Here is a 26,228-nt window from a genome sequence, read left to right on the forward strand (position 1 = left end):
TTTACGTCTCGGCCTCCGTCAGGCGCGGGTCCGGCGTCTCCTCGTCGAGCCAGGTGCCGCACTTCAGGCAGTACTTGGCACGTTTCTCGTGGCGGTCGTGGCCGCAGCCGGGGCAGGCCTCGTCGGAGTAGCGGTCCTCGCGGATGGCACGGATCACCTGGGCGGAGAAGACCCCGGTCGGCACGGCGATGATCGAGTAGCCGGTCAGCATCAGCAGCACCGTGATCGCCTGGCCGATGGGGGTGACCGGCACGATGTCGCCATAGCCCACCGTGGTCAGGCTGACGATGGCCCAGTAGATCGACTGGGGAATGCTGGTGAAGCCGGCCTCGGCGGACTCGATCAGATACATCAGCGAGGCGAAGATGGTCACCAGCATGAAAATGCCGAAGAAGAACAGGAAGATCTGGCGGATGCTGCGTCTCAGGGCCTCCAGCAACAGGCGCGCCTCGCCGACGAACTGCATCAGCCGCAGCACGCGGAAGATACGCAGCACCCGCAGCAGGCGCACCACCACCAGCGACTGGGCGCCGGGAACGATCAGCACCAGCCAGGTGGGCAGGATGGCGATGACATCGACGATGCCGTAGAAGCTGCGCAGGTAGCGCAGGGGCTTGTCGAGGCAGTAGAGGCGCACCGCCAGCTCGATGGTGAAAGCAAGGGTGAAGCCCCACTCCACCCAGTAGAAGAGGGTGCCGTAGTCGGCGCGCAGACTCTGGATGCTGTCGAGCATCACCACCAGCACGCTGGCCAGGATCACGCCGATCAGCGCGATGTCGAAGCCCTTGGCCAGCGGCGTGTCGGACTCGAAGATGACCTGGAAGACGCGGGTACGCAGCCCTGCGCCACCGGGTTTGAAGTCTAGGGTCATGGTGCTCTCCCGGCTGCCGACCTGCTCATTGACGAACCTCCCTCATCACACGAACCGCCCGCGTCGTGCAACCACCCTGGAGCCTGCCTGCCCGTCAGCTGAGCTGCCCGTCCCCGGGCAGCCGGCGGGCGAGGCGCAGGGCGGCGAGGCCGAAGGCCGGCGTCGGCCAGGCGGGATCGTCGAGCCCCTGGGCCAGTTCGCGGGCCGCGGCATGCGGGCTGCCCGCCGGGTCGACCAGGTGCAGGAGGGCATCGCGGGCCAGCTCACGCCACCGGGGCTCGCCGGTATCGGCCAGGGCATCCAGTGCCACCACGGCACGGTGCAGCCAGGCGTCGGCGCTGCCGCCTTCGGGCAGGGTCCAGGTGCCGTCCAGCAGGGCGCCGCCCCGGGCGGCCTTGCTGGTATCCGCCGGGCGCAGGGGAACCGATTCGGCCAGCGCCTCGGCCAGGTCCCACAGGGCCTCCGGTTCGCCGGCCTCGAGTTCGAGCTCCAGCTCGCGGATCGCCACCGTGCGGTCGGCGGCACGGATCTCGCCCAGGTCGAGCGCCAGCTCGATGCGAGCCTCGCCGAGTTCGAGCCGCCAGGTCTCGCGGCGGAAGTCGGTGGCAAAGCGCGGGACCAGCCGGGCCAGCAGCGCGTCGCCATGGCCGGCCATGGGCGGCAGGGCGGCGAGCCCGGCGAGGTCGAGCCCCGGCCCCGGCACCTCCCACTCCCACTCGCCGCGGCGCGAGAGCCCGCCGCCGCCCTGGCCGCGGGTCTTGAGGGTCTGCAGCAGCCGGCCATCGGCCCGGCGCAGGCGCAGCGCCATGCGGGCGGTTGCCAGGGCCCCCTCGGGGGTGTCGAAGTAGGTGTTGCCGAGGGTGGCGAGCCGCGGCGCGAGGCCGGCGAGCCGCGGGTGGCGACGCAGCGCCTCGGGACCCTGGGGCCCCAGGGCCAGCTTGAGTTCGATCTCGTGACTCATGGCATCGCCACCTCGGTTTCGTGAAGGTAAGTTGATATTTCCATGACGGGAGCGGAGCCTGCCTCTATACTGTCGCCGCAAATTCTTCAGCGCACATGGATACCCATGGTTACACCCAATCCGTTCTCCGCGATGTTCGGCCGCTCGCCATTCCAGCCGCTGCTGGCCCACATCGTCAAGGCCAACGAATGTGCCGACCAACTGCTGCCGTTCTTCGAAGCCGCCCTCGTCGGTGACTGGGAGGTTGCCGAGGCACACCGCGAGACCGTCACCCGGCTCGAACACGAGGCCGACGAGCTCAAGACCGAGCTGCGTCTCAACCTCCCCAACACCATGTTCCTGCCGGTCTCGCGCACCGACATCCTCGACCTGATCAGCGTCCAGGACAAGATCGCCAACAAGGTGCGCGACATCACCGGCATCATGCTCGGCCGCCGCATGCAGGTGCCGGAGCCCCTGGCCCAGCCGATGCGCGACTACATGCAGACCTCCGTGGCCTGCGTGGCCCAGGCGCGTCACGCCCTGGAGGAGCTCAAGGACCTGCTCGAGTCCGGTTTCGGCCGCAACGTCTCCGACGTAATGCAGAAGCTGATCCGCGAGCTGCACGTGCTCGAGCAGCAGGCCGACAATCAGCAGGTGGCCATCCGCCGTCAGCTGTTCGAGCTCGAGAGCCAGCTGCCGCCGGTGGACGTGGTCTTCCTCTACAAGATCATCGACTGGGTCGGCGAACTCTCCGACCGTGCCGAACGCGTCGGCAGTCGCCTGCAGATCCTCACGGCTCGCTAGGCTGCGATCCGTCGCGGCACCGCATGCCCGGGTGCGCGGCGCGTCCGCCATCACGCCAATCCGCTACTCCCTGACAGCCACATAGGACGACTTCCCCTATGTCGATCATCGCGCAGCACGGCGAAATCTTCATCATCCTGGCCTGTGCCTTCGGCTTCTTCATGGCCTGGGGCGTGGGCGCCAACGACGTCGCCAACGCCATGGGCACCTCGGTGGGGTCCCGGGCCATCACCATCAAGCAGGCGATCATCATCGCCGTGATCTTCGAGTTCCTCGGCGCCTACCTGGCCGGCGGCGAGGTCACCGATACCGTCCGCAAGGGCATCATCGATCCGACCCTGCTCGCGAACGACCCCCAACTGCTGGTCTACGGCATGCTGGCCTCACTGCTGGCGGCGGCCATCTGGCTGCTGATCGCCTCGGCCCGGGGCTGGCCGGTCTCCACCACCCACTCCATCGTCGGTGCCATCGTCGGCTTCGCCGCCGTGGGCCTGGGCATGGAAGCGGTGGCCTGGGGCAAGGTCGGCCAGATCGCCTCCAGCTGGGTGGTCTCGCCGCTGCTGGCAGGCACCATCGCCTATCTGCTGTTCAAGTCGGTTCAGCACCTGATCTTCGAGGCCCGCGATCCCTTCGCCTCGGCCAAGCGCTATCTGCCGCTCTACGTCTTCCTGGTCGGCTTCATCGTCACCATGGTCACCCTGAACAAGGGCCTCAAGCATGTGGGGCTCGACCTGGGCTTCGGCCTGAGCTTCTTGCTGTCGATTCCGATCGGCCTGGTGATCATGGGCATCGGCGTGCTGATGGAGCGGCGGGTCGTCTACGAACGTCGCGCCGACGACAACTTCGGCTACGGCAATGTCGAGCGGGTGTTCGGCGTGCTGATGATCTTCACCGCCTGCGCCATGGCCTTCGCCCACGGCTCCAACGACGTGGCCAACGCCGTGGGGCCGCTGGCGGCGGTGGTCGATGTGGTGCATCGCGGCGGCGCCGTGGGCGGTTCCGCCGTGGTGCCCTGGTGGGTGCTGCTGCTGGGCGGCATCGGCATCGTCGTCGGCCTGGTCACCTATGGCCACAAGGTGATCGCCACCGTGGGTACCGGCATCACCGAGCTGACCCCGAGCCGCGGCTTCGCCGCCACCCTGGCCGCCGCCACCACCGTGGTGCTCGCCTCGGGCACCGGCCTGCCGATCTCCACCACCCACACCCTGGTGGGGGCGGTGCTCGGCGTGGGCCTGGCCCGCGGCATGTCGGCCCTGAACCTGCGCGTGATCGGCACCATCATCATGTCGTGGCTGATCACCCTGCCGGCCGGCGCGGGCCTGGCGATTCTGTTCTTCTTCATGTTCAAGGGCATCTTCGGCTAAATGTGAGCTACGAGCTACGAGCTACGAGCTACGAGCTACGAGCTACGAGCAGGGCAGGGGTAACATCCTGCCCGAAGCCCGAAACGGCGGTACCACGGCAGTGGTGCCGCCCTTTTATTGGCTCTGATATAGTCGAAGGCGGTTTCACCTTTCTCTCATCTGCTGCCGGAGTGCGGCCTTGGATACTCGTTTCCCCTTCGTCGACTGGTTCCGCAATTCCTCGCCCTATATCAATGCCCACCGGGGCCGAACCTTCGTGATCCTGATCGAGGGCGAGGCCATGGCACGCGGGCGAAGCGAACAGCTGATCCAGGACCTGGCGCTGCTGCATACCCTGGGCGTGCGGCTGGTGGTGGTGTTCGGCATTCGCCCCCAGGTCGATCAGGCCCTGGAGGCGGCCGGTATCGTGCCGAAGTGCCACCAGGGTCGCTGGGTCGCCGACCAGGGGATCATGGCGTGCGTCGAGCGTATCGCCGCCGAGCAGCGCCTGTGGCTGGAGGCACGGCTGTCGCTGGGGCTGCCCAATACCCCGCTGCACGGCGTCGAGCTGACGGCGGTCTCGGGCAACCTGGTGATGGCCAAGCCGCTGGGCGTGCGCGAGGGCATCGACTTCCACCACAGCGGCGAGGTGCGCCGGGTGAGGGCCGCGGCCATCGAGGGGCTGCTGGAGAAGGGGACGCTGGTGGTGCTGCCGCCGCTGGGCTTCTCCAGCACCGGCGAGGTATTCGACCTCGACGCCTCCGAGGTGGCGCAGCATGCCGCCATGGCGCTCTCCGCCGACAAGCTGATCCTGCTCGGCGAGGCCAGCGGCCTGTACGACCAGAGCGGCCGGCTGCAGCGCCAACTGACCCCGGCCGATGCCGAACCGCTGCTGCGCCAGGCCGACCCCGGCAGCGAGCTGGCCCGCCACCTGGGCGCGGCCTGTGCCGCCGCCCGGCACGGCGTGGCCCGCACCCACCTGATCTCCTGGCACGACCACAACGCCCTGCTCGGCGAGCTGTTCACCCGCGACGGGGTGGGCACCATGATCACCCAGCACCGCTACGAGCAGCTGCGCCCGGCGGAACTCGGCGACATCGGCGGCCTGCTCGAGCTGCTCGAGCCGCTCGAGCGACGCGGCATGCTGGTGCCGCGCTCCCGCGAGCGGCTGGAACACGAGATCGACGACTACCTGGTGATCGAGCGCGACGGCATGGTCATCGGCTGTGCGGCGCTGCACACCTTCCGCGACGCCGAGATGGCCGAGCTGGCCTGCGTGGCGGTGCATGACGACTACCGCGGCGGGGCCCGGGGCGAGCTGTTGCTGGCGGAGATCGAACGTCGTGCGCGGCGTCTGGGGCTCACGGCGCTGTTCGCGCTGACCACCCATACCACCCACTGGTTCTTCGAGCACGGCTTCCGCATGGCCGACATCGAGGCCCTGCCGCCGCTCAAGCGCGACACCTACAACCACGCCCGCAAGTCCAAGATCCTGGTCAAGCCGCTCGCCTGAGCGGCCCCCCCCTTCCCCTCGCGATTCATGGGCGCTGAGTACTGTCGTCGGGTGGCGTCGTGGTCCGAAGGGGTGTCTCCATTGGCATACGCTTCAATGCACTGATTCTAGTGGCTTTTTTCTGTTTGGCGAATTTGGTGTCGCCATGCGGCGACGAAACGCCATCGAAAATTCGCCCTTTGGCGAGAGATCGGTCACGCGAGGTGGCGTGCCAACCTTGTTGTTCATAATAAATCATTGAAAGTAAAAGGAATGCCAATTTCATGGCACGATACTGGCAATAGGTTGGGTGAGCAACGGAAGCGGTTCATTACGGCTCGAGCCGCTTTCCGATCGCCAAGGGAGTCCGGTCAAACACTGCCCTGTGCGTCCGGCCCCGGAAGCGATCAGCGTCTGCTCCAAGCGATGTGTGACTTTAGGTTGCGATGAGACGGGTACCGCCGCCAGGCAAGGAAGGGTACCAGAAGGGCAAGGACGCCCAGGCAAGGATGCCTCATCCCCCTTCCGGGGGGATCGAATCGCGCAGCATCGCCTTCGGCCCAGGCCGCGGCGGTGGTGCCAGGAACGAAGCAGGGGTGGTTCGCCACCCGCATGTGAAGATGGGCCCTGGTAACTAACGATCTTCACATGGCTTCGGGGCCTATGGCCCATGGAAAGCGGGCCGATCGATCTGACCAGGCAGTCGAGCGGTGTGTTTCCCAGACCCTTTCAGTTCCCTGCGTACTTGGGCCGGCTCTGCCGGCCCTTTTTTTACCCTCCTTTTTGGGTGCATGGCAGGCAGCGGAAGGCTGTCCAGCAGAACTCTGGTATTCTTTGAGCGTAAACGATGGCAATGCCTCTCATTATTCTGCAAAGAGCTCTGGTCATGACCACCCGAGTCTCGCGTCGTTGGCGCCCTCGCTCATTGCTGCAGCTCGTTCTGCTGGCTTTTCTCGTCGTCATGCTCCCCCTGGCCGTGCTGATGCTCCAGGCCGGTCAGGCCCTGTCGGAGCTGTCGCGGCTGGCCGATGTCAGCGCCCGTCAGGCGGTGGAAGAGACCCGGCGGGCGCGCTCGCTCAGCGCCCTGGCCCTGGAGATGGAGCGCGGCGCTCGCCAGTACGCGGTGGTCGAAGAGGAGAGCCTGATGGAGATCTACGCCGAGCGCATCGAGGAGTACCGCGAACTGCTCGCCCAGCAGCGCCAGCTGCTGCCCGATGACCCGGACGTGGCGGCGCTGCAGGAGCAACTGGAGGAGCTCGCCCGGCTGCCCGAGCTGCCCATGGAGGAGTTCGAGGAGCGGCTCACCGACTTCCTGCCCTTCGCCCAGCATACCGACGCAATGCGGCGTGCCACCAACCGCCAGATCGACTCCCGCATCGAGGTGATTCGCGAACGTGCCGAGGCCGTGCAGACTCGGCTGTGGCTGCAGACCGCCGCGCTGGTCTCGGCCAGCCTGGTGCTGATGCTGCTGTTCACCTGGCTGATCATCCGCCCGGTGCGCCAGCTCGAGCGGCGCGTGCTGGGCATCGGCAGCGGCCGCCAGGCGCATGTGGTGCGGCCCATCCAGGGGCCGGCCGAGCTGGTGCAGCTCGACGAGCGACTCGACTGGCTCTCGTCGCGCCTCGAGGAGCTCGAGGCCGAGAAACAGCAGTTCCTGCGCCACATGTCCCACGAACTCAAGACCCCCCTGGCCAGTGTGCGCGAAGGCTCGGCGCTGCTCGCCGACGGGGTGGTCGGCGAGCTGTCGCCGCACCAGCGCGAGATTCTCGAGCTGATCGACGCCAGCGGCGGCGAGCTGCAGCGGCTGATCGAGCAGCTGCTCGACTACAACCTGCTGCAGCACAACCGCCAGGTGCAGGCCGAGCGGCTCGATGTTGCCACCGTGGTCAAGGAGGTGCTGGCCAAGCACCGCCTGGCACTGGACAACAAGGGCATGCGGGTCGACTGCTTCGACGGTCCGCTGGAATGGCTCGCCGACCGCACCGCCACCACCCGCATCCTCGACAACCTGATCTCCAACGCCATCGCCTATGGCGAGGATGCCGGCGAACTGGAGATCCGCGCCCGCCGCGGCCACGACCGCCTGGTGATCGAGGTGGCCAACAGCGGCGAGCCGATCGCCGACGAGGACCGCCCGCGGCTGTTCGAGGCCTTCTATCAGGGCCGCGCCCGCCGCAAGGGGCCGCTCAAGGGCTCCGGCATCGGCCTCTCGGTAGCCGCCGATTGTGCCCGGCTGCAGCAGGGCAGCCTGGAACTGGTGAACGACCCGTACTATGCGGTCTGTTTCCGTCTGACCTTGCCGCGTGCCCATGCGACGGAGCAGATCGCCCCCGATCATCCGGCGCTCGTCGGAGAAGCAAGCGCCCACGCAAGGAACCGATGACGATGAAATTTCGCCCTCTGCTGGCCTGCCTGGCGGTGACCTGGTTGGCCGGTTGCGAATTGCTGCCCGAGCAGCCGCGCTCGATGGCACCGAAGGTGGCCCAGCCGGCGGCCAAGGGCTGTCATGCCGTGATTCCCGATTTCGACGACGAGGCCTGCCTGCTGCCCGACTGGGTCGCCTTCGGGCTGGCCTCCCAGCGCGGCGAGCGCAATTGGCGCGACGTCATGCTCTCTCGCCTGGCGGGCGAGGCCAAGGAGCGCAGGCTGGCCCGGGCCGTGCTCCTGGCCTGGGGCAACGAGAACCAGTGGGATCGCGCATCCGAGCTCTTCAAGGCCGACCTGCATACCGCGCCCGCGGCGCTGCAGCCGCTGCTGCGCTACTGGCTCAACGAGGTGGAGGGGCGCCGTGCCATGGCCGGTCGCCTGGCGAGTTCCCAGGAGGAGCTTGCCGCAATGGAAGCGGAGAACGCCGCCCTGGCCGAGAAGCTGGAGGCGCTCACCGCCATCGAACAGAACATCAACCTGCGACAGCAGAACGACTGACAGGGAGATGAAACGTGAAGCACGCTACACGAATGCAAGCTAGCCGAGGGCCTGGCGCGCGGATGTCCGGCGCTCGCGAGCCCAGTGCCCATATCCTGCTGGTCGACGACGACGTCAGTCTGCTAAAGCTGCTGGGCATGCGCCTGGAGAGCCGCGGCTACCGGGTGACCACCGCCGAGAGCGGCCGGCAGGCACTCAAGGTGCTGGAGACCGACCGTCCCGAGCTGGTGCTCACCGACCTGCGCATGGACGAGATGGACGGCCTGGCGCTGTTCCAGGAGGTCCAGCGCCAGGCCCCGGGGCTGCCGGTGATCCTGCTCACCGCCCATGGCTCGATTCCCGACGCCGTCAGCGCCACCCGCCAGGGGGTGTTCAGTTTCCTCACCAAGCCGGTCGACCGCGACGAGCTGTTCGCCGCCATCGAGGAAGCGCTGGCCCAGACCAGCGGCCCCACCGCCGAGGGCGACGAGTCGTGGCGTTCGGCGATCATCACCCGCAGCCCCGACATGGAGCGCATCCTCGAGCAGGCGCGCATGGTGGCGGCCTCCGACGTCAGCGTGCTGATCACCGGCGCCTCCGGCTCGGGCAAGGAACTGCTGGCCAATGCCATCCACAAGGCCAGCTCGCGGGCCGGCAAGCCGTTCGTGGCGATCAACTGCGGGGCGCTGCCGGAGCAACTGCTCGAGAGCGAGCTCTTCGGCCACGCCAAGGGCGCCTTCACCGGCGCGGTCAGCCAGCATCAGGGCCTGTTCCAGGCCGCCGATGGCGGCACCCTGTTCCTCGACGAGATCGGCGACATGCCGCTGACGCTGCAGGTCAAGCTGCTGCGCGCCCTGCAGGAGCGCCAGATTCGCCCGCTGGGCTCGACCGCCTCGACCCCCATCGACGTGCGCATCATCTCGGCCACCCACCGCGACCTCGACCGCGCCATGCACGAGGGCGAGTTCCGCGAGGACCTCTACTACCGCCTCAACGTGGTCAACCTCAAGCTGCCGGCGCTCAAGGAGCGGGCCGAGGACGTGCCGCTGCTGGCCAAACACCTGGTGACCCAGGCCGCCGAGCGCCACAAGCCCTTCGTCAAGGGCTTCTCGCCGGAGGCGCTCAACCTGCTTGCCTCCAGCGGCTGGCCCGGCAACGTGCGCCAGCTGGTCAACGTGGTCGAGCAGTGCGTGGCCCTGACCAGCTCGGCGATGATCCCCGAGGCGCTGGTGGCCCAGGCCCTGGCCGCCGAGGACAACGCCCTGCCGACCTTCAACGACGCCCGCGCCGGCTTCGAGCGCAGCTACCTGATCAAGGTACTGAAGATCACCGAGGGCAACGTCACCCAGGCGGCACGCATCGCCGGGCGCAACCGCACCGACTTCTACAAGCTGCTGGCCCGCCATGACCTCGAGCCCGGCACCTTCAAGCCGGCCGCTCGCCACAGCGAGGAGTGAGGCATTCTCGGAAATCCTGCTGAGAAATCAGCTCGTTGAGGGCAGTCTGGCAGTGGGTTGTCAGCGCTGGGGGTCAGATCCTGATGGTGCCCTTGCGCTGGATGACGACCTCGAGGCCCATCAGGTCCAGCACATCCAGGACCTTCTGCAGCTGCAGGGTGGGCTTGCCTCGCTCCAGGTCGACGATGAAGCGGTTCCCGGTGCCGGCAAGCCCCGCTAGGTCAGTCTGCAACAGCTCCTGTTCGGTGCGAACCCGGCGAACCAGCTTGCCGAGGTCCTCGCTGTGGCGAATCCGTTCGGCCACCAGGCGAGGCTTGAGCGAGTCGATGTCGGCCATGAGATGCCCTGCCTTGAATTACCGTTCGGTAAGTATAGGGCCGAATCCGCCGACCTGCATCGAGTGAATTCCCGAGCGGTAATTCCATGCCGCTACGAGCGCTGACCATTACCTCGAATGACCGATCGGTAATTCGCGCAACCTTTCCTGGCCGTGGGCGAGGGGAGCGTCACTTCATCAGCCGCCGCTTCACCTCCAGCGTCAGGCGCCCCTCGCCCAGGCGGGCGGTGAGGGCCTGGCCGGGTTCGGTGTCCGTCGCCCGACGGATCACCTGCCCCCGGTGGTCCTCCAGGATCGCATAGCCACGCCCCAGCACCGCCAGCGGGCTCACCGCCTGCAGCTCGCGGGCCAGGCCGCCGAGCCGCTCGCGCCGGCGGGCGAGCTCGCGCTGCATGGCCGGGATCAGCCGGCCGCGGGCGCGGGCCAGCCGCTGTCTCGCCTCTTCCAGCTGGCGCCCCGGCGGATGGGCGGCCAGCCGCTGGGCCAGGTGCGCCTCGCGGCGGCGCTCGGTCGCCAGCCGCCCCTGGATGGCGCGCACCATCCGGGCCTCGAGCTGGGCCAGGGTCGTGCGCTGGCGCGCCAGCGCCTCGCGGGGGTGGCGCAGCCGGGCGCGCAGGTGGTCGAGGCGCTGGGCCTCGCGCTCCAGCCGGCCGAGCTGGGCGCGCCGTAACCGGTTGCCCAGGGTGACCAGGCGGGCGGCCAGTTCGCGCCGGTCGGGCACCAGCTGCTCGGCCGCGGCGGACGGGGTGGGGGCGCGCACGTCGGCGGCGAAGTCGGCGAGCGTCACGTCCACCTCGTGGCCCACCGCCGACATCACCGGCAGCCGCGAGTGGAAGATCGCCCGGGCCAGGTGCTCGTCGTTGAAGGCCCACAGGTCCTCCAGGCTGCCGCCGCCGCGGGTGATCAGGATGGCGTCGCGGGCCGGGTCCAGCGCCGCCTGGCGGTTGAGCAGGCCCAGCGCCGAGATCAGCGCCGGGGCCGCCTCGCGGCCCTGCACCGGCACCGGGATCAGCGTCACCGCGACCTGCGGCCAGCGCGCCGCCAGCACCGCCAGCACGTCGCGGATCGCCGCGCCGGTGGGCGAGGTGAGCACCAGCAGGTGGCGCGGCGGGTAGGGCAGGGGGCGGGCGTTGGCGAACACCCCCTCGGCGGCGAGCCGGGTCTTCAACCGCTCGAAGGCCGCCAGCAGCTCGCCGACGCCGGCCGCCTGCACTGCCTCGACGATCAACTGGTAGTCGCCCCGCGGCTCGAAGATCGACAGCCGCCCGCGCACCTTGACTCGGTCGCCGTCGCGCATCGGCGCGGCGATGAAGCGCGCGCGGTTGCGGAACAGCGCGCAGCGCAGCTGGGCCCGGTCGTCCTTGAGGGTGAAGTAGAGATGCCCCGAGTTCGGCCGCGACACCCCCGAGAGCTCGCCTTCGACCCACAGCTCGCCGAAGTCGCGCTCCAGCGTCTGCCGGGCGCGACGGTTCACCTCGCTGACGGAAAGGGCGGGGGCATCGGGGCGGGACATGGCACTCTCTCATCCTGACGGGGGCGAGCCGCCACTCTATCATGGCGGCTACCCACCCATGACGCCGAGCCTGGCCGGCTCGGCGTCATGTCATGGCGGTGGGGCGATGGCCCGTCAGCGGAGATCAGCCTTGGTCTTCGGGGGCTTCAGCCTCTTCGGGCGCTTCAGCCTCCTCGGGGACTTCAGCTTCTTCGGGGACTTCAGCCTCGTCGGGAGGCTCGGGCGTGGGCTCTTCGTCGGGGGTCAGGGCCTCGCGCGTGCTATGCCAGGCGCTTGCGGCACCCTCGCGGGTCTTCTCCCAGGTCTCGCGAGCTTGTTCCCTGGCCTGTTCCCACCAGTCACGGTCGTACTCCGGAAACGCTTCCATCTCCTCGGCGGCGGCTTCCACCAGGATGCGGTGCGTGGTAGCGCCAGCCTCGTCCAGCTCGCTTTCGAGCCGGAACTGTTCGGCTTCGACGACCACCTCGCGTCCGCCCAGGCCCAGGACCGTACCACTTTTGACCACGATGGCGGTGACGCGCATGTCGTCATCGAGCAACAGGTTCTCCACGCTACCGACGTCTTCCTCGGGGTCGTCGGCCAGAAAGACATCGGAGCCCAGAATGTCATCGGCTGCGTAGAGGCCCTGGGGGGCACCGGGCTCCTCGACAGCCTGGGCAACGAGGGCGAGGCTTCCAGCCAGGGCCGCAATCGCAACGGTCAGGACGTGCTTGTGCATGGCAGTCCTCCTGTGGCTCGTCGATCGAGTCACAACTCGGGTTAGAGTTTCCTGGCCCATTCATCGGCCTGCTTCTCGGCCTCTTCTCGGGCCAGGCCGTATTTCTGCTGCAACTTGCCGACCAGCTGGTCGCGCTTGCCTTGGAGCTGATCCAGCTCGTCATCGGTGAGCTCGCCCCAGCTCGAGCGAGCCTTGCCCTTCAGCTCCTTCCACTTGCCTTCGATCTGGTCCCAGTTCATGTCGACACCCCTTTCCTGAGCGGCACGTTGCTTGAGGGAAGCCTTGGTCGAGCCTATCCATTTTAGTTCACTGCGGCGAACCTGATGGTAATACCAGCTTTTCTAATGGGCCGGCTCGTAGGCGGGCTACGCTTCCGTTGCCTTTCCCCCCGTGACGTGACCCACCCTTGGCCGTTATGAAGGTTGATTAACTTCACTCCCCCCGCCAGCGCACTGGGTGTTGCGGATTATGTTACGTATGGCCCAAGTACTACGTTCGATGACGTATTACTCGTACCCGGCTACTCCGAGGTCCTGCCCAAGGACGTCAGCCTTTGGACCCGCCTGACCCGCAACCTCTACCTGAACATCCCGCTCATCTCGGCCACCATGGATACCGTGACCGAAGCCCGCCTGGCCATCGCCATGGCCCATTTCGTGGGTATCCATGGATGTCGCGACAGCTAAGGTTGGAGCGGCTGTAGCAGGCAACTTTATCAGTGTTTTCCCAAGGCGCTCCAGCGTCGGCAGAGGTTCAGCAGCACGGGCATCAGCAGGATCAGCACCGTGATGCGCAGCAGGTGGTGCGAGGTGACGAAGGCCGGGTCGATGCCCAGCGACAGCGCGACCAGGCTCAGCTCGGGCGCCCCACCCGGCATGTAGGCGAGCAGCGCCGCGGGCAGCGACACCCCCGTCGCGGCGTGGATGGCCCAGGCGGCGAGGATGGCGATGGCCAGCAGGCCCAGCGCCTGCAGTCCGGCCATCACCAGGGTATGGCCCACCTTGGCCAGCGAGGTGCCCGTGAAGCGCACCCCCACCGAGACGCCGATGATCACCTGGGCCAGGGCGATCAGCGTCGGCGGGATGGCGGCATGGGTCAGCCCCGTCAGGTGCAGCCCCGCCGAGACCAGCGCCGGGCCGAACAGCAGGGCGTTGGGCAGGTGCAGGCGGTGCCCCAGCCAGGCGCCCAGCACGCCGGCGCCGGCCAGCCAGGCGGTGTCCGCCGGGCCGGGCAGCCACAGCCACTGGGCCAGGTCCATGCCGGTGGGCTGCAGGCTGACATGGCCGATGCCCTTCAGCACCGGAGGAATGGCGACCAGCAGCACCAGGATACGCACGGCATGGGTCATGCCCACCACCCGCAGATCGGCGCCCGAGTCCAGCGCCATGCCGGTGACCGCCGACACGCCCCCGGGTACGCCGGCATAGAGGGCGGTATCCAGGGAATGGCCGGCTACCCGGCACGAGAACCACACCGAGAAGACCATCATCACTGCCGTGGCCAGCAGCATGACGGCCAGACTCATGGTCCAGAGGCGCAGGTCGCCGGACATCTCGGGGGTGAAGGCCGCGCCCAGCATCACCCCGATCACCACCAGCACGCCCTTGCGCCCTCGTCCCGGCGAGCGCAGCCGGGCGCCGGAAAGGCTCGCCAGGGTGGTAGCGAACATGGCGCCGAGCAGCCAGGGCAGGGGAATGTGCAGGGCGTAGGCGAGGCCCCCTCCGGTGAGCCCCAGGGCCAGAGTGGGGAGAAACCTTCCGGCGGTCCCCAACCGCGCTCCAATACTGCTCTTCACAACACTGTCGTCTCCGGTGAAACATGATGACGTGCCCGTCGTGATATCACGACGGGCAAGTAGTGTACGGCAGTGGGTTGCCTCAGCCGTCCTCAACGTCCTCACGGGGTGAGTTGCCGGCCAGCAGCTTCGGCACCAGCCAGGGCAGCACCAGCAGCGCCGCCGCGGCGATCCACAGGCCCAGAGAGATACCGGATTGCCAGAGGATGTCGACGTCCCCCCCGCTGATCGATAAGGCACGACGAAGGTTCTGCTCCATCAGGCCACCGAGCACATAGCCGAGGATCACCGGTGCCAGGGAAAAGCCCAGCTTGCGAAGCAGGTAGCCGAACACACCGATGATCAGCATCAGGTAAATGGCCATGAGATCGGAATGCAGCTGATAGACGCCGACGAAGGCGAGAATGGCTATTGCTGGCACTAGGACCCAGCGCGGTACGGTCAGCACTTTGGCGAAGACCCCGGCTAATGGCAGATTCAGCGCCAACAGCACAATGTTGCCAATGTACAGGGACGCAATCAGGCCGCCAGCGACCTCGGGCCGCTCGGTAAACATCATTGGCCCAGGGGTGATGTTGTAGAGCATCAGGGCGCCAAGCAGAACGGCAGTGGTGCCGGAGCCAGGAATGCCCAGTGTCAGCATGGGGACGAAGGAGCCCGCCGCTGCGGCATTATTGGCTGACTCCGGGGCGGCCAGGCCACGCATGTCGCCATGGCCGAAGGTGCCGTCCTTGTCGGAGAGGCGCTTCTCGGTAGTGTAGGACACCGCGCCGGCCACGGAGGCGCCGGTACCGGGTAGCACACCGATGATAAAGCCGATCAGACCTGAGCGTAACATTGCGCCCTTGCAGTAGAGCACCTCCTTTAGCGTGACGAAGACGCGGCCCAACGGCGGGATCTCCTCGTTTTCGCTATCCGGACGATTAGCGTGTTCTAACATCAGCAGAATCTCGCTGATGGCGAACAACCCGATGATCATTACCACGAAGTCGATGCCGTCATAGAGTTCGGCCATGCCGAAGGTATAGCGCAATACGCCTGTACCGGAGTCGACGCCTACCATGGCGATCAGTACACCCAGCACCGCACCGATACCGGTCTTGATCGGATCCTTGCCCATCATGACCGCCATCGATGAGAAGGCGAAGACCATCAGTGCAAAGAACTCAGCGGGGCCGAACATTACTGCCACTTTAGCGAGCATCGGTGCGAATAGCGTCAGACCGATGATGGCGATGGTGGCGCCGACGAACGAACTGACCGCCGACAGCCCCAGCGCCGGGCCAGCCAGGCCCTTCTTGGCCAGTGGATAACCGTCGAGGGTGGTCATCACCGCCCCGGCATCGCCGGGCACGTTGAGCAGGATGCTCGACATGCGCCCGCCGTACTCCGCGCCGGTGTAAATACCGGCGAGCAAGATGAGGGCTGATTCGGCCGGAAGGCCCAGGGTATAGGCGAGTGGCATCAGGATGGCGATACCGTTGATCGGCCCGATGCCCGGCAGCGCTCCGAAAAGCGTACCGAGCAGCGCACCGAGGAAGGCCAGCCCCAGGTTCAGTGGACTCAGCGCGACGCCAAAGCCCTGGATCAGGAAATCAAACATCTTGGCGTTCCTTTAAATGATGGCGTTTAGCCAGTACCCGGTGGGAAGCGCGATGCCCAGCACCTCGGTAAACAGAAAGAAACTGCCTACCGCCATCAGTGCCCCGGCGATCAGCGCCTTGCCCCAAGTGGCATCGAACAACCATGCCAAGGCTGCTACTACCATAAACGTCGTGGGTATAAAGCCCAGGCGGGTGAATAACATGGTGTAAACCAGCAGCAAGCCCAGTACCAGCAACAACTTGAGAGCCAGCGCTCCGTGTGGCCAGTGGCCGTCGGGGCCAGGTTTGAACACTAGTGCCAGCGATAGTGCAGCGAGCAGGATGGCCAGCCCAAGGGGAAAGGCCCGTGGTCCCACGGGCTCATAGTTGAAAGGGACTTCCAGGTTGATGGCCTGGACGGCAACGAACGCCGCCAGACCGATCAGCGCGAACCCCAACAGTCGGTCGGCAGCGATTTTCATTTCAGACCTACTTCTTCGGCCAGTGTCTTGAAGCCAGTGATTTGCTCCTGCACGTAGGTGTCGAAGCTGTCACCAAAGCGTGACATCGGGAAAAGGCCACGCGCCTCACGGATTTCGGCAAAACCAGGATCTTCCGAAAGGGTCTTCAGGCGCTCGACCCATGTCGCGTAGGCCTCATCACTGACCTCAGGCCCCATGAAATAGCCACGCCAGATCGGCCACTGGACGTCGTAGCCTTGTTCGGCTGCAGTGGGTATGTCGGCATATGGCCCACCCATCCGCTCCTCCGAGAGCGCTGCCAAAACGCGGATGTCTCCACCCTCGAGCTGTGATCTGAGCTCGGAGAGATCGCCGGTGAAGACCTGAATATGATCGCCGAGCAGCGCCGCCAGGGCCTCGCCGCCGCCTTCGAAGGCAACATAGCGCAGGTCGCGCGGGTTGATGTCCACGGTTTTGGCGGTCAATGCCACCTTCATCCAATCCTGGCTACCTACGGTGCCGCCCGCGCCGAAGGCGATTTCGCCCGGGGTTTCCTGGAGGTCAGCCATCAACTCGTCCAACGACTGCCAGGGTGCGTCAGCGCTGACGACGATGGCCCCATAGTCGACGCCCAGGGCGCCCAGCCAGCGCACCTCGTCGCCGTCGTACTGACCGAACTTGCCGAGTGCCAGGTTGACGGCGGCGCCGGTGCTGGCGGCGACGATCAGGTTGGGATCGTCGGTGCGCACGCCGTTGACGTGGTTGTAGGCCACGGCGCCGATACCGCCCGGCATATAGCTGACGACCATCGGCCTGTCGATCAGCCCGGTCTCCTGCAGGCCGTTGGCCGCCAGACGACAGGTCAGGTCGTAGCCGCCACCGGGCTTGGCGGGGGCGATGCACTCGGTGTCGCCGGCAGCCTGGGCGTGGCCGGCGAGCAGGGTGCCACCCAGCAGGGCGATACCGGAGGCGTGACGGATGGCCATATTGATCTTCATGACGAACTCCTGTTCTCTTGTTGTGAGATGCGAGTGCGAAAGGCGAGGAACTGTCTCGCCCGCCATCGCGGTGATGACCAGGGCGATGCTAGGCGCGCGACCTTTCATCAACCTGTCATCTCATCCCCGACACTGTGAGACATTGGTCGCATGCGCCTGCTTGTCATCGAGGACGATCCGCTGATCGCCCGCTCCCTGGAGCAGGCGTTGTCCCCTCTGGGCAATACGGTCGAGGTGTTTACCACCCACGGTGAGGGCCGGGCCGCGCTGCGCCACGACCGCTTCGACCTGGTGCTGCTCGACCTTGGCCTGCCCGACGGCAACGGCCTCGACCTGCTGGCGTCGCTGCGCGACCGCGGCGACACCACTCCGGTGCTGATCCTCACCGCCCGGGACGCCATCGACGACCGGGTCTCCGGCCTCGACCTGGGCGCTGACGACTACCTGGCCAAGCCGTTCTCGATCGCCGAGCTCGAGGCCCGGGTGCGCGCCCTGCTGCGGCGCAGCCAGCAGCGCAGCGACAACCGCCTGCGCCACGGGCCGCTGGCCTTCGACCCCGAGACCGGCAGCGCCAGCCTCGACGAGGCGCCGCTGGAGCTGCCGCGCCGCGAACTGCTGCTGGTCGAGGGCCTGCTGCTGCATGCCGGCAGCATCGCCCCGCGCGAGGCCCTGGAGCGCCGGCTGTTCGGCTTCGACGAGGTGGGTACCAATGCCCTCGAGGTCTACGTCAGCCGGCTGCGCAAGCGCCTGCAGGGCAGTGGGCTGCGCATCCGCACCTTCCGCGGCCTGGGCTATCGTCTCGAGGAAGAGCCGCGGTGATCGAGGTCGACGGCACCCTGAAATCGCGCCTGGCGGCATGGTTGCTGGTCACCGTGAGCGCACTCGGGGCGCTGCTGTTGATCGAGGCCTATGTCAGCTCCCAGCGTGCCGCCGAGCGCGCCTACGACAGCCAGCTCGAGGCCGCGGCGCTGACCATCGCCGAGGCGGTGCAATGGCAGGAGGGCCGGCCGGTGGTGGAGATTCCCGCCGCGGCGTTGCAGATCCTCGCCACCCGCCATCAGGAACGCGTCTTCTACGCGGTGCTCGATGCCGACGGACAGCGGGTCTCGACCAACCTGGATTTCCCCATCCCGGCCGACGGGCGCGAGCAGGTGGCCGAGCAGCCGGTGTGGACGAATGCCGACACCCCCGGTGCCGGCTGGCGCCTGCATGGGCGGGAATTCGATTCGGCCGGCTGGGAAACCCAGGACCCGGTGCAGATCTGGGTCGGTCACACCCTGGCCGGGCGCGAGGCGCTGGCCGGCGAGCTGTTCGAGCGCGCGGTGACCCGTTTCCTGGTCATGGTGCTGCTGGCCGGGCTGTTGATGCTGCTGGCGATGCGCGTGGCGCTGACGCCCATGCGCCGGCTGCGCCAGCTGCTGCGCCAGCGCGAGGCCGACGACATGCGCCCGTTCGACGCCCGGGTGCCGGAGGAGATGCGCGAGCTGGCCGAGACCCTCGATACCCTGTTCGCCCGCCAGCGCGAGAGCCGCGATGCGCTGTTGCGCTTCACCGCCGATGCCAGCCATCAGCTCAAGACGCCGCTGGCCGGGCTGCAGAGCACCAGTGAACTGGCGCTGAAGAGCCCCCGGCCCGACGAATGGCGCCGGGCGCTGGCGGCGGTCCACGGTGGGGCCGAACGCACCAGCCGCCTGGCGAACCAGCTGTTGAGCCTGGCGCGCCTGCGCCATGTCGCCGATGGCAGCGAGATGCGCCGCCTCGACCTGGCGGCGCTGCTGCGCGAGACCGTGCTCGACTGGGCCGAGCGCGATGTCGCCGGGGATCACGACTTGGGGCTGGCCGAACTGCCCGGCACGTCGTTGTTCATCCACGGCGAGCCCTGGGCGCTGCGCGAGCTGCTCGGCAACCTGATCGACAATGCGCTGCGCTACACGCCGCCGGGCAGCATGATCACCCTGGGCCTGGTGCGCCAGGCCGGCGAGGTGGAGCTGTTCATCGAGGACGACGGGCCCGGCGTGGCCCCGGAGGTCCGAGAGCGCCTGCACCAACCCTTCGAGCGCGGCGGGCGCCAGGACACCCGCGGCTCCGGCCTGGGCCTGGCGATCGTCGACTCCATCGCCCGGCGCCATGGCGCCCGCCTGAGCCTGGCCGCTCGCGAGCCGCACGGGCTCCGGGTCGGCCTGCGCTTCCCCCTGTCACCGGAGGAGACGCCATGATCGCGCACTGCCGTATCGTGCTGTTGGTCGGCCTGCTGCTGGCACCGGCTGCGGGCGGGGCGGCGACGCCACTGGTGGTCGAGGCGGCGCTGGACCGCGAGGTGGTCGCGCCGCTGCTGGAAGCTTTCGAGCAAGCGCATCCCGACATCGCCCTGGACTTCCGTGATCGCTCCACCCTGGAGGTCGACGAGCGCGTCGCCCAGGCCGAGCCGGCACCGGACGTGGTGATCAGCTCGGCCATGCCGTGGCAGATGGCGCGCGTCAACGAAGGCTATGCGCGGCGACTGAATTCCGCCGCAGCGCGGGGCTGGCCGGAGTGGGCCAAGTGGCGTGACGAGGTGTTCGGCTTCACCTTCGAGCCGATCGTCATGGCTTACCGCCTCGACCTGTCGCGCCATATGATGCCGCCGGCCACCCATGCCGACCTGCATACCCTGTTGACCGAGCAGTTGGAGCTGCTGCGGGGCCGGGTGACGACCTATTCCCCCTCGCGCAGCGGCGTGGGGTATACCCTGTTCCAGCAGGATGCCCGCTACACCACCCGTTTCTGGGACCTGGTCGCCGCCATGGGCGACGCCGAGACCGTGCTGGAAGCCAACACCCGGGCCATGCTCGAGGGGATCAGCGCGGGGCGCTACTGGCTGGGTTACAACCTGCTGGGCTCCTACGCCATGGTGTGGGCCCAGGAGCATCCCGAGGTCGTCGTCCAGGTGCCCCAGGACTATTCGCTGGTGATGATGCGCATGGCCTTTATCCATCGCGACGCGCCGCAGCCGCGGGCCGCTGAGGCCTTCCTCGATTTCCTGCTCAGCCGCGACGGCCAGCGGGTGCTCGCCGGCCAGACGCCGCTGTTCAGCGTGCGTCCCGACGTGGTCGGCCCCTACACCGCCCAGCGCCTGCGCGATCAGGTCGGCGACCGTCTCTACCCCATTCCGCTCAATGCCTCGCTGCTGGCCTTCGTCGATCCCCAGCGCCGCGACGCCTTCATGGCGCGCTGGCAGCGCGAATTCGCGCGACGTTCGCAGCGCGCGGCCGCCGAGGCAGGGGGGCAGGCCCTGCAGGGTAGATGAGGGGATCCCGAAGGCCACGACACCACATTGCCGCCCCGGTCCCCTAGCCGTTATAATGGCTGATTAACTTCTCCACGCCCCCGTCTTCCCATCTGCTCAAAATGGGTGTTGCCGATTATGTTACGTATGGCCCAAGAAGCTCTTACGTTCGATGACGTCTTACTCGTACCCGGCTACTCCGAGGTCCTGCCCAAGGACGTCAGCCTGCGGACCCGCCTGACCCGCAACCTCTACCTGAACATCCCGCTCGTCTCGGCCGCCATGGATACCGTGACCGAAGCCCGCCTGGCCATCGCCATGGCCCAGGAAGGCGGCATCGGCATCATCCACAAGAACATGAGCATCGCCCAGCAGGCCGCGGAGGTGCGCAAGGTCAAGAAGCACGAGAGCGTGATCGTCAAGGACCCGGTCACCGTGGGGCCCAAGGCCAAGCTCGAGGACCTGCTGGCCATGGCCTCCGAGCACGGCTTCAGCGGCTTCCCGGTGGTCGAGGGCGAGACCCTGGTCGGCATCGTCACCCAGCGTGACATGCGCTTCCAGCCCAACCACGGCGACAGCGTCTACGACATCATGACTCCCCGCGAGCACCTGGTCACCGTGACCGAGGGCACCCCGCTCGACGTGATCAAGGGCAAGATGCAGGAGCACCGCGTCGAGAAGATGCTGGTGGTCAATGACCAGTTCCACCTGCGCGGCCTGGTCACCTTCAAGGACATCGAGAAGGCGCGCACCTTCCCCTACGCCGCCAAGGACGCCGACGGCCGCCTGCTGGCCGGCGCCGCCGTGGGCACCGGCCCCGAGACGCCCGACCGCATCGCCGCCCTGGCCGAGGCCGGCGTCGACGCGATCATCATCGATACCGCCCATGGCCACTCCAAGGGCGTGGTCGACCGGGTGCGCTGGGCGAAGGAGCACTTCCCGCAGATCCAGGTGATCGGCGGCAATATCGCCACCGGCGAAGCGGCCAAGGCCCTGGCCGAGGCCGGCGCCGACGGCGTCAAGGTCGGCATCGGTCCCGGCTCTATCTGCACCACCCGCGTGGTGGCCGGCGTCGGTGTGCCGCAGATCACCGCGGTCTCCAACGTCGCCGCGGCGCTGGCGCCCTACGACATCCCGCTGATCGCCGACGGCGGCGTGCGCTTCTCCGGCGACCTGGCCAAGGCGATCGCCGCCGGGGCCAGCTGCGTGATGGTCGGCGGCCTGCTGGCCGGCACCGAGGAGGCCCCGGGCGAGGTCGAGCTGTTCCAGGGCCGCACCTACAAGGCCTACCGCGGCATGGGCTCCATGGGCGCCATGGCCCAGAGCCAGGGCAGCGCCGACCGCTACTTCCAGGACAAGAGCGAAGGCGCCGAGAAGCTGGTGCCGGAAGGCATCGAAGGCCGCGTGCCCTACAAGGGCGTGATGAGCGCCATCGTCCACCAGCTGATGGGCGGCCTGCGCGCTTCCATGGGCTACACCGGCTGCACCGACATCCAGGAGATGCGCACCAAGCCGGAGTTCGTGCAGATCACCGGCGCCGGCTTCGCCGAGTCCCACGTGCACGACGTGCAGATCACCAAGGAAGCCCCGAACTACCGCGCGGGTTAACCCAAGCTTGAAGCCGGAAGCTTGAAGCTGGAAGTGGCCGCGCCGCTTCCAGCTTTCCTGTTTCCGGGCCGTCTACCTCTCACGGGAAAGGCCAGATGACCGATATTCACGCCCACAAGATCCTGATCCTCGACTTCGGCTCCCAGTACACCCAACTGATCGCCCGCCGCGTGCGCGAGATCGGCGTCTTCTCCGAGATCCGCGCCTTCGACATCACCGAGGCCGAGATCCGCGAGTACAACCCCAGCGGCATCATCCTCGCCGGCGGCCCGGAGTCGGTCATCGAGCTCGACTCACCGCGCGCCCCGCAGTGCGTGTTCGAGATGGGCCTGCCGGTACTGGGCATCTGCTACGGCATGCAGACCATGGCCGAGCAGCTCGGCGGCGCCGTGGAAGGCTCCCACAAGCGCGAGTTCGGCTACGCCCAGGTGCGCGTCGACGAGGAGACCGCGCTGTTCAAGGACATCAAGGACCACGTCGACCGCGAGACCGGCCGCGGCCTGCTCGACGTGTGGATGAGCCACGGCGACAAGGTCGCCCGGGTGCCCGATACCTTCACCGTCACCGCCTCGACCCCGAGCTGCCCCATCGCCGCCATGGCCTGGGAGGAGAAGCGCTTCTACGGCGTGCAATTCCACCCCGAGGTGACCCACACCCTGCAGGGCCAGCGCATCCTCGAGCACTTCGTGCTGGAGATCTGCGGCGCCGAGCGCCTCTGGACCCCGGCCCAGATCATCGAGGACCAGGTCGCCCGGGTGCGCGATCAGGTCGGCGACCGCCACGTGCTGCTCGGCCTCTCCGGCGGCGTCGACTCCTCGGTGGTGGCCGCGCTGCTGCACAAGGCGATCGGCGACCAGCTCACCTGCGTGTTCGTCGACAACGGCCTGCTGCGTAAGGCCGAGGGCGACCAGGTGATGGAGACCTTCGCCCAGCACATGGGCGTCAAGGTGATCCGCGTGGACGCCGAGGCGCTGTTCCTCGGCAAGCTCGAGGGCGAGGCCGACCCCGAGGCCAAGCGCAAGATCATCGGCAACACCTTCATCGAGGTGTTCGACGACGAGGCCAGCAAGATCGAGGGCGTCGACTTCCTGGCCCAGGGCACCATCTACCCGGACGTGATCGAATCCGCCGCCAGCAAGACCGGCAAGGCCCACGTGATCAAGTCGCACCACAACGTCGGCGGCCTGCCCGACACCATGAAGCTCAAGCTGGTCGAACCGCTGCGCGAGCTGTTCAAGGACGAGGTGCGCAAGCTCGGCCTCGAGCTCGGCCTGCCCTACGACATGGTCTACCGCCACCCCTTCCCGGGGCCGGGCCTCGGCGTGCGCATCCTCGGCGAGGTGAAGAAGGAGTACGCCGACATCCTGCGCGAGGCCGACGCCATCTTCATCGAGGAGCTGCACAAGGCCGACTGGTACCACAAGACCAGCCAGGCCTTCGCCGTCTTCCTGCCGGTGAAGTCCGTCGGCGTGGTCGGCGACGGCCGCCGCTACGAGTGGGTCATCGCCCTGCGCGCCGTGGAGACCATCGACTTCATGACCGCCCGCTGGGCCCACCTGCCCTACGAGCTACTGGAGAAGGTCTCCAACCGCATCATCAACGAGCTGCCCGGCGTCTCCCGCGTCACCTACGACGTCAGCAGCAAGCCGCCCGCGACGATCGAGTGGGAGTGAGGCACGTTTAGGCAGAACGCCTGACGCGGCTAGGGTGACCGGGATCAAGGGTCTACCAAAGGGTAGGCCCTTTTTCTTTGCAAACCGTTACAGGGTCTAGTTAACTCAGGTTAAGGTTGCCGAGACGACCGCCGAGAGAACAGGTAGCACAACGCAGGCAAGGACGGTCGCAGGGAAAGGATGTCATCCCCGGGCGGTAGCGTATGAGAGTGAAAGACTAATATTGATTATTTTTCTGCTGAGCTGTTCGTGGAAAATCTTGGTTATATTTTAACAAGGATATTTGATGAGATTGATCAAGACTGTAGAAGTGGGTTATTTCCGTTCGATTTATAAGGAAAGCCTTCAAAACCTAGCCGATATGACAATAATTTTTGGTAGAAATGATGCTGGGAAAAGTAACTTCTTGAGAGCTTTGAATCTTTTTTTTAATGATTGCACAAATCCTGAAAGGTATTTTGATTTTTTCTTGGATTTTAACCATGGTAGAATGCATGAATGTAGTGAAAGAGCAGACACTAGGAAGTTTGTATATATAAAGGTGGTTTTTGATACTCCGTCTAGCTGGGAGAAATCACTTGGTGAGACTTTTTGGGTAAAGAAAACATGGAGCGTTTCAAGAGGTAATCAGTATATTGTTGATTCTTCTATTGAGAAGAAAAATCAGCAGTTCTTGACAAGGTTTTTGAATAAGGTCCAGTTCCATTACATCCCTGCAGTAAAAGATAGAGGTATTTTTGAGAGCTTGTTGGGGCAGGTCTATGATGTTTTGTCTGCCGATGAGACATTTTATGAATCTCTGAGTGGGTTTACTAAAGAGCTGCAAGATAAAACAGACGAAATTAGCCGGCGCTTACTGCATGGTTTAAATATTAAAAGTGTAATTGCACCTCCTGAGGATCTCACTGACTTGTTTCGCTCGCTCGATTTTGAAACAAAAAATCAACACGAGGATCCGTATTCGCTTACTTTGCAGAAGGGAGATGGAGTGCAGGCTAGGCACATACCTGTAATATTAAGTTTTTTGTCGGATAAAAGTAAAAGAGACTACCATGTGTGGGGATTCGAGGAGCCTGAAAATTCATTAGAACTTGCCAGTGCGTGTGAAGAGGCGAAAGCTTTTCTTGATTTCTCAAAAAGTTGGAATAAGCAGATTTTTCTAACAAGTCATAGCCCTGCTTTTTTCTCACTCGAAGAGGAGTCTGTAAAGCGTTATTTTGTATCTAAAAAGATTCAGGATGATAGAAAAAAAGAAACAAGTATAGCGGAAGAAATAAAACTAGGCAAAGAGCCTGCTGACTTAATGGAGGAAACCCCGTTACTTCCTGCAGTAAGTAGTTATTTGCGAGTGCAGGCGAAAAAGTTAAATGAGCTAGAGAAAGCCACTCAATCGCTTAAGGAAGAGATTGAAGAAAATTCAAAGCCTATTCTTTTTGTTGAGGGAGAATCGGATAAAATAATATTTGAGCGAGCGTGGGAGCTGTTTGGTAATGGTATCGAAATAAGAATAGTTCCGTGTAGTGGTACTACAAAAATGAAAGGGCTCTCACAGAATGGGGCTGTGCTCAGATCTTTGAATTCGGAGGCTTTGATATTTGTCTTGGTAGATAACGATAAAGAGGGGAGAGATTTGTCCAATTTTTCCGGAAAGAGGTTTAAAGGTGGTGGAGTCTGGGTTGATCACAATGGCAATGGCAGCTGTTGGTGTAGGTTGCCATTCAGTGACGAATTCACATTTTTTATGAAGGATCTCGAAATTCCTGAAGTGTCATGGCCTTTTACTTTGGAGAATAGTTTCTCAACTGATTTACACAAAGAAGCAGTTGATGAGGGAGCGTTATATTTTGAATGCATGCCACATAAAGAATTGCTCGATTGTGATAAATCAAGACATGCAGCTGTTAAGTATGCGCCTTCAGAAGATCATACTTATCTAAGAACGCCTCATAAGGACTATAAAATAAAATTTGCCGAATGGATAGTTGAAAAGTCAAAAAAAGAGGAAGAAATTTTGGAAATATTCAGGCCTCTTTTTGTCTCCTTGAAGGAAAGGCTAGTGTAAGTGCTGGTCTTGGTGCTGTTTGTTAAATGAGAGACAGATGTAAATGTCGTGTGAGGTTTCGGAATAATCGGGGCTTGTCTGTACAGTGACGGTATTCACCTGTCACATGCCCCCATGGGTTCCCTATAGTTAAGCAGTATTTTCTGCCGTTTTTCTGGGTTCCTTCGTCGTCGCTTTGGGGAGCCCTTTCTAGAAGATGGCATAGGGCGTTGCCCCCTTCATGTTGCGGCCTGATGCGGCCGTTTCGTGTTGTGGGTGACTAGGTAGTCGTCCACGGAGCCTGTCAACATAGTTGGCATATGAAATAGTTCTGGCTCTTTAAAACCCTGCTGCCTGTGGCACCGGGTCCCTCTCGGGATTCAGGTGTACTACCTCTGGCAGGCTGAGTTTCCGGATGTCAC

At 65.1% G+C, this 26,228-nt stretch carries 22 protein-coding genes and 1 pseudogene; 13 read left to right on the forward strand and 10 right to left on the reverse strand.

The annotated features are described in order from the left end of the window. Position 1: 1 nt before the first annotated feature. Complete coding sequence (locus MKP05_RS02750; RefSeq protein ID WP_240566908.1) at positions 2-871, reverse strand: ion transporter; 870 nt, start codon at positions 869-871, stop codon at positions 2-4. 94 nt (positions 872-965) lie between these two features. After that, on the reverse strand, positions 966-1,832 hold the full coding sequence (locus MKP05_RS02755; RefSeq protein WP_240566909.1) for a CYTH domain-containing protein: 867 nt from the start codon (positions 1,830-1,832) through the stop codon (positions 966-968). 105 nt (positions 1,833-1,937) lie between these two features. Here MKP05_RS02755 and MKP05_RS02760 point away from each other — a divergent pair, with 105 nt between their 5' ends. The 6 genes from MKP05_RS02760 (at position 1,938) to glrR (ending at position 9,814) form a co-directional block, all read left to right on the forward strand. Further along, the gene (locus MKP05_RS02760; RefSeq protein ID WP_240566910.1) at positions 1,938-2,618 is read left to right on the forward strand and encodes a TIGR00153 family protein; all 681 of its coding nucleotides are present in this window, start codon (positions 1,938-1,940) and stop codon (positions 2,616-2,618) included. 98 nt (positions 2,619-2,716) lie between these two features. Further along, entirely contained in the window at positions 2,717-3,982 is a 1,266-nt protein-coding gene (locus MKP05_RS02765; protein WP_240566911.1) for an inorganic phosphate transporter, read from the forward strand. Positions 3,983-4,160: 178 nt separating this feature from the next. After that, positions 4,161-5,474 carry an amino-acid N-acetyltransferase gene (gene argA / locus MKP05_RS02770; RefSeq protein ID WP_240566912.1) on the forward strand — a complete coding sequence of 438 codons (1,314 nt, stop codon included), beginning with the start codon at positions 4,161-4,163 and terminating at the stop codon, positions 5,472-5,474. An 865-nt stretch (positions 5,475-6,339) separates the two neighbouring features. After that, on the forward strand, positions 6,340-7,836 hold the full coding sequence (locus MKP05_RS02775; RefSeq protein ID WP_110283055.1) for an ATP-binding protein: 1,497 nt from the start codon (positions 6,340-6,342) through the stop codon (positions 7,834-7,836). A 2-nt stretch (positions 7,837-7,838) separates the two neighbouring features. Next, on the forward strand, positions 7,839-8,378 hold the full coding sequence (locus MKP05_RS02780) for a hypothetical protein (RefSeq protein WP_110283056.1): 540 nt from the start codon (positions 7,839-7,841) through the stop codon (positions 8,376-8,378). Between the two features lie 62 nt (positions 8,379-8,440). Next, complete coding sequence (gene glrR, locus MKP05_RS02785; protein ID WP_240566913.1) at positions 8,441-9,814, forward strand: two-component system response regulator GlrR; 1,374 nt, start codon at positions 8,441-8,443, stop codon at positions 9,812-9,814. A gap of 73 nt (positions 9,815-9,887) precedes the next feature. Here glrR and MKP05_RS02790 read toward each other — a convergent pair whose 3' ends face one another. From MKP05_RS02790 to MKP05_RS02805, 4 genes are all read right to left on the reverse strand, one after another. After that, positions 9,888-10,151 carry a type II toxin-antitoxin system Y4mF family antitoxin gene (locus MKP05_RS02790; protein WP_240566914.1) on the reverse strand — a complete coding sequence of 88 codons (264 nt, stop codon included), beginning with the start codon at positions 10,149-10,151 and terminating at the stop codon, positions 9,888-9,890. Positions 10,152-10,320: 169 nt separating this feature from the next. After that, entirely contained in the window at positions 10,321-11,664 is a 1,344-nt protein-coding gene (gene xseA / locus MKP05_RS02795) for an exodeoxyribonuclease VII large subunit (RefSeq protein ID WP_240566915.1), read from the reverse strand. 124 nt (positions 11,665-11,788) lie between these two features. Further along, the gene (locus MKP05_RS02800; protein WP_240566916.1) at positions 11,789-12,382 is read right to left on the reverse strand and encodes a PRC-barrel domain-containing protein; all 594 of its coding nucleotides are present in this window, start codon (positions 12,380-12,382) and stop codon (positions 11,789-11,791) included. Positions 12,383-12,423: 41 nt separating this feature from the next. Further along, on the reverse strand, positions 12,424-12,621 hold the full coding sequence (locus MKP05_RS02805) for a CsbD family protein (RefSeq protein ID WP_110283060.1): 198 nt from the start codon (positions 12,619-12,621) through the stop codon (positions 12,424-12,426). A gap of 213 nt (positions 12,622-12,834) precedes the next feature. Between MKP05_RS02805 and MKP05_RS02810 the strand changes: the two are divergent. Then, a pseudogene (locus MKP05_RS02810) lies at positions 12,835-13,047 on the forward strand (IMP dehydrogenase); the annotation flags it as partial. Between the two features lie 50 nt (positions 13,048-13,097). On the opposite strand, the gene MKP05_RS02815 reads toward MKP05_RS02810, so the two are convergent. The 4 genes from MKP05_RS02815 to MKP05_RS02830 form a co-directional block, all read right to left on the reverse strand. Then, the gene (locus tag MKP05_RS02815) at positions 13,098-14,177 is read right to left on the reverse strand and encodes an AbrB family transcriptional regulator (RefSeq protein ID WP_240566917.1); all 1,080 of its coding nucleotides are present in this window, start codon (positions 14,175-14,177) and stop codon (positions 13,098-13,100) included. Between the two features lie 82 nt (positions 14,178-14,259). Further along, positions 14,260-15,780: a tripartite tricarboxylate transporter permease gene (locus MKP05_RS02820; protein ID WP_240566918.1), complete on the reverse strand. Its 1,521-nt coding sequence runs from the start codon at positions 15,778-15,780 to the stop codon at positions 14,260-14,262. 12 nt (positions 15,781-15,792) lie between these two features. After that, positions 15,793-16,242: a tripartite tricarboxylate transporter TctB family protein gene (locus tag MKP05_RS02825; protein WP_240566919.1), complete on the reverse strand. Its 450-nt coding sequence runs from the start codon at positions 16,240-16,242 to the stop codon at positions 15,793-15,795. Next, positions 16,239-17,219 (reverse strand): Bug family tripartite tricarboxylate transporter substrate binding protein, encoded by a 981-nt coding sequence (locus MKP05_RS02830; RefSeq protein WP_240566920.1) that lies wholly within the window; start codon positions 17,217-17,219, stop codon positions 16,239-16,241. Before MKP05_RS02830 ends, MKP05_RS02825 begins: the two co-directional genes overlap by 4 nt. 150 nt (positions 17,220-17,369) lie before the next feature. Between MKP05_RS02830 and MKP05_RS02835 the strand changes: the two genes are divergently transcribed. The 6 genes from MKP05_RS02835 (at position 17,370) to MKP05_RS02860 (ending at position 25,827) form a co-directional block, all read left to right on the forward strand. Further along, a complete protein-coding gene (locus MKP05_RS02835) occupies positions 17,370-18,038 on the forward strand; it encodes a response regulator (RefSeq protein ID WP_240566921.1) in 669 nt (222 codons plus the stop codon). Beyond that, positions 18,035-19,435: a sensor histidine kinase gene (locus tag MKP05_RS02840; RefSeq protein WP_240566922.1), complete on the forward strand. Its 1,401-nt coding sequence runs from the start codon at positions 18,035-18,037 to the stop codon at positions 19,433-19,435. Before MKP05_RS02835 ends, MKP05_RS02840 begins: the two co-directional genes overlap by 4 nt. Continuing rightward, positions 19,432-20,505 carry an ABC transporter substrate-binding protein gene (locus MKP05_RS02845; protein ID WP_240566923.1) on the forward strand — a complete coding sequence of 358 codons (1,074 nt, stop codon included), beginning with the start codon at positions 19,432-19,434 and terminating at the stop codon, positions 20,503-20,505. The genes MKP05_RS02840 and MKP05_RS02845 overlap by 4 nt, the downstream gene beginning before the upstream one ends. Before the next feature lie 117 nt (positions 20,506-20,622). Further along, a complete protein-coding gene (guaB, locus tag MKP05_RS02850; protein WP_240566924.1) occupies positions 20,623-22,092 on the forward strand; it encodes an IMP dehydrogenase in 1,470 nt (489 codons plus the stop codon). A 95-nt stretch (positions 22,093-22,187) separates the two neighbouring features. Beyond that, complete coding sequence (gene guaA, locus MKP05_RS02855) at positions 22,188-23,765, forward strand: glutamine-hydrolyzing GMP synthase (protein ID WP_240566925.1); 1,578 nt, start codon at positions 22,188-22,190, stop codon at positions 23,763-23,765. Positions 23,766-24,051: 286 nt separating this feature from the next. Further along, entirely contained in the window at positions 24,052-25,827 is a 1,776-nt protein-coding gene (locus tag MKP05_RS02860) for an ATP-dependent nuclease (protein WP_240566926.1), read from the forward strand. Positions 25,828-26,228 lie beyond the last annotated feature (401 nt).

The organism is Halomonas flagellata (assembly GCF_022487945.1).
GTDB classification, from domain to species: Bacteria; Pseudomonadota; Gammaproteobacteria; order Pseudomonadales; family Halomonadaceae; genus Halomonas; species Halomonas flagellata.

Coding starts and splice junctions, on each gene's coding strand:
- MKP05_RS02755 (WP_240566909.1), bottom strand. CDS start 1,832: ATGAGTCACGAGATCGAACTCAAGCTGGCCCTGGGGCCCCAGGGTCCC.
- MKP05_RS02830 (WP_240566920.1), bottom strand. CDS start 17,219: ATGAAGATCAATATGGCCATCCGTCACGCCTCCGGTATCGCCCTGCTG.
- MKP05_RS02790 (WP_240566914.1), bottom strand. CDS start 10,151: ATGGCCGACATCGACTCGCTCAAGCCTCGCCTGGTGGCCGAACGGATT.
- MKP05_RS02750 (WP_240566908.1), bottom strand. CDS start 871: ATGACCCTAGACTTCAAACCCGGTGGCGCAGGGCTGCGTACCCGCGTC.
- MKP05_RS02800 (WP_240566916.1), bottom strand. CDS start 12,382: ATGCACAAGCACGTCCTGACCGTTGCGATTGCGGCCCTGGCTGGAAGC.
- MKP05_RS02805 (WP_110283060.1), bottom strand. CDS start 12,621: ATGAACTGGGACCAGATCGAAGGCAAGTGGAAGGAGCTGAAGGGCAAG.
- MKP05_RS02835 (WP_240566921.1), top strand. CDS start 17,370: ATGCGCCTGCTTGTCATCGAGGACGATCCGCTGATCGCCCGCTCCCTG.
- xseA (WP_240566915.1), bottom strand. CDS start 11,664: ATGTCCCGCCCCGATGCCCCCGCCCTTTCCGTCAGCGAGGTGAACCGT.
- MKP05_RS02820 (WP_240566918.1), bottom strand. CDS start 15,780: ATGTTTGATTTCCTGATCCAGGGCTTTGGCGTCGCGCTGAGTCCACTG.
- MKP05_RS02775 (WP_110283055.1), top strand. CDS start 6,340: ATGACCACCCGAGTCTCGCGTCGTTGGCGCCCTCGCTCATTGCTGCAG.
- glrR (WP_240566913.1), top strand. CDS start 8,441: ATGTCCGGCGCTCGCGAGCCCAGTGCCCATATCCTGCTGGTCGACGAC.
- MKP05_RS02845 (WP_240566923.1), top strand. CDS start 19,432: ATGATCGCGCACTGCCGTATCGTGCTGTTGGTCGGCCTGCTGCTGGCA.
- guaA (WP_240566925.1), top strand. CDS start 22,188: ATGACCGATATTCACGCCCACAAGATCCTGATCCTCGACTTCGGCTCC.
- MKP05_RS02760 (WP_240566910.1), top strand. CDS start 1,938: ATGGTTACACCCAATCCGTTCTCCGCGATGTTCGGCCGCTCGCCATTC.
- MKP05_RS02825 (WP_240566919.1), bottom strand. CDS start 16,242: ATGAAAATCGCTGCCGACCGACTGTTGGGGTTCGCGCTGATCGGTCTG.
- MKP05_RS02860 (WP_240566926.1), top strand. CDS start 24,052: ATGAGATTGATCAAGACTGTAGAAGTGGGTTATTTCCGTTCGATTTAT.
- MKP05_RS02765 (WP_240566911.1), top strand. CDS start 2,717: ATGTCGATCATCGCGCAGCACGGCGAAATCTTCATCATCCTGGCCTGT.
- MKP05_RS02780 (WP_110283056.1), top strand. CDS start 7,839: ATGAAATTTCGCCCTCTGCTGGCCTGCCTGGCGGTGACCTGGTTGGCC.
- guaB (WP_240566924.1), top strand. CDS start 20,623: ATGTTACGTATGGCCCAAGAAGCTCTTACGTTCGATGACGTCTTACTC.